The organism is Bradyrhizobium sp. WYCCWR 13022 (assembly GCF_030435535.1).
Classification (GTDB): Bacteria; Pseudomonadota; Alphaproteobacteria; order Rhizobiales; family Xanthobacteraceae; genus Bradyrhizobium.
Genome location: NZ_JAUIZJ010000056.1, coordinates 1 through 1,732, shown reverse-complemented (window position 1 = coordinate 1,732; position 1,732 = coordinate 1). Strand labels below are relative to the sequence as shown.

Here is a 1,732-nt window from a genome sequence, read left to right as displayed (position 1 = left end):
TGTGATTCACTGCGTCGTATGAATGCGGATCGCGACGCTGCCCCGGATGACGTTGCCGCCCTGAAGGCGGCGCTGGCAGCCGAGCGCGCGAAGGGGTTGGAGATCGCCGCCGAGCTCGCAGTCGCCCGTGCGAAAGCGTCTGAGGACGAAGCGCTGATTGCCCAGCAGAATCTGCAAATTGCCAAGCTAAAACATCAGATTTACGGCCAGCGGTCGGAGCGTTCGTCGCGCCTGATCGAGCAGTTGGCCTTGACGTTCGAAGAGTTGGAAAGTGACGCCACTGAAGACGAGCTGGCGGCAGAGCGCGCTGTGGCCAAGGCGACGACGGTGCGCGGATTTACGCGCAAGCGTCCCGAGCGCCAGACCTTCCCTGAGCATTTGCCGCGCGAACGAGTGGTGATCGAGCCGCCGACGGCTTGTGAGTGCTGTGGCGGCAATCGTCTGCGCAAGCTCGGCGAGGACGTGACGCGGACACTGGAAGTGGTGCCGCGCCAGTGGAAGGTGATCGAGACGGTCCGGGAGAAGTTCTCCTGCCGAGACTGCGAGAAGATCAGCCAGGCGCCGGCGCCATTCCATGCCGTCGCACGGGGATGGGCCGGCCCAAGCCTGTTGGCCATGATCATGTTCGAGAAGTTCGGCCAACATCAGCCTTTGAACCGCCAGGCTGAGCGCTACGCGCTGGAAGGCGTGCCGATCGCGCTGTCGACGATGGCGGACGCCGTGGGATCGGTCAATGCGTCGCTGGCCCCCCTGCTGCGCCTGGTCGAAGCCCATGTCATGGCGGCCGAGCGCCTGCATGCCGATGATACGACGGTGCCGGTGCTGGCCAAGGGCAAGACCGATACGGCACGGTGCTGGATCTACGTCCGGGACGACCGGCCGTTTGGCGGCGCCGGGCCACCGGCGGCGATGTTCTACTACTCCCGCGATCGTAGGGGCGAGCATCCCCAGGCGCATCTGGCCCGGTATGCCGGCATCCTGCAGGCCGACGCTTATGATGGGTACAACCAACTCTATTTGGCCGGACGCCGGCCTGGACCGATCCAGGAAGCGGCCTGCTGGTCGCATGGACGACGCCCATTCTTTGCCATGGCTGACATCGAAGAGAATGCGCGGCGCAAGGGTGCCGGAAAGAAGGAGATCCCGCTCTCGCCGATTGCGATCGAGGTCGTGCGGCGGATCGATGCGCTGTACGAGATCGAGCGCTCCATCAATGGCAAGAGTGCCGAGGAGCGCGTTCAGGCTCGGCAGACGCTGAGCCGGCCTCTGGTCGAGGATCTTCAGCTCTACATGCGCGAACAGCTCGCTAAACTGTCTCGCGGCCACGACCTGGCCAAGGCGTTCAACTACATCCTGAAGCGATGGGCGAGCTTCACGCTGTTCCTGGAAGATGGACGCGTGTGTCTCTCCAACAATGCCGCCGAGCGAGGCTTGCGAGGCATCGCTCTTGGACGGAAGTCCTGGCTGTTCTGCGGATCTGATCGCGGAGGGCGGCGCGCCGCAGCTTTGTACAGCCTCATCGTCACCGCGAAAATGAACGGCATCGACCCGCAGGCCTGGCTCACCGACATCCTCGCCCGCATCGCCGCCCATCCGGCTCATCGGCTGAACGAACTTCTGCCCTGGAATTGGACGCCAGCATCAGCGATCTCCGCTCGAGCGGCATGACCATGCACGTCAACAAGGTCCATCACGTCACCATCATCACCCAGGTCGCGAAAGACCTCGGCGA

The 1,732-nt window shown here is 63.9% G+C and carries 1 protein-coding gene; it reads left to right on the top strand.

Translation table 11 applies throughout. The features are described 5' to 3' along the window. The first annotated feature begins 18 nt into the window (after positions 1-18). Positions 19-1,668 (top strand): IS66 family transposase, encoded by a 1,650-nt coding sequence (locus tag QY049_RS38915; protein WP_301270736.1) that lies wholly within the window; start codon positions 19-21, stop codon positions 1,666-1,668. Positions 1,669-1,732: the final 64 nt, after the last annotated feature.

Excerpts from the sequence above, each read along its gene's own strand:
- QY049_RS38915 (WP_301270736.1), top strand. The coding sequence starts at position 19 with ATGAATGCGGATCGCGACGCTGCCCCGGATGACGTTGCCGCCCTGAAG.